1 rRNA gene is annotated in these 699 nt (G+C 51.9%); it reads left to right on the forward strand.

The features are described 5' to 3' along the window. Positions 1–680 (forward strand): 23S ribosomal RNA (locus AM305_RS09495); the annotation flags it as partial. Positions 681–699: the final 19 nt, after the last annotated feature.

Raw genomic sequence — 699 nt, forward strand, 5'->3', positions numbered from 1 at the left:
TCGGACAGTGTCTGGTGGGTAGTTTGACTGGGGCGGTCTCCTCCCAAAGAGTAACGGAGGAGCACGAAGGTTTGCTAATCACGGTCGGACATCGTGAGGTTAGTGCAATGGTATAAGCAAGCTTAACTGCGAGACAGACAAGTCGAGCAGGTGCGAAAGCAGGTCATAGTGATCCGGTGGTTCTGAATGGAAGGGCCATCGCTCAACGGATAAAAGGTACTCCGGGGATAACAGGCTGATACCGCCCAAGAGTTCATATCGACGGCGGTGTTTGGCACCTCGATGTCGGCTCATCACATCCTGGGGCTGAAGTAGGTCCCAAGGGTATGGCTGTTCGCCATTTAAAGTGGTACGCGAGCTGGGTTTAGAACGTCGTGAGACAGTTCGGTCCCTATCTGCCGTGGGCGTTGGAGAATTGAAAGGGGCTGCTCCTAGTACGAGAGGACCGGAGTGGACGCATCCCTGGTGTTCCGGTTGTGTCGCCAGACGCATTGCCGGGTAGCTACATGCGGAAGAGATAAGTGCTGAAAGCATCTAAGCACGAAACTTGCCTTGAGATGAGTTCTCCCTAGCTATAAGCTAGTAAGGGTTGTTGGAGACTACGACGTAGATAGGCGTGGTGTGTAAGTGTAGTGATACATTGAGCTAACACGTACTAATTGCCCGAGAGGCTTAACTATACAACCTCAAGCGTTTTTA

The organism is Actinobacillus minor NM305 (genome assembly GCF_000175195.1).
GTDB lineage: Bacteria > Pseudomonadota > Gammaproteobacteria > Enterobacterales > Pasteurellaceae > Haemophilus_A > Haemophilus_A minor.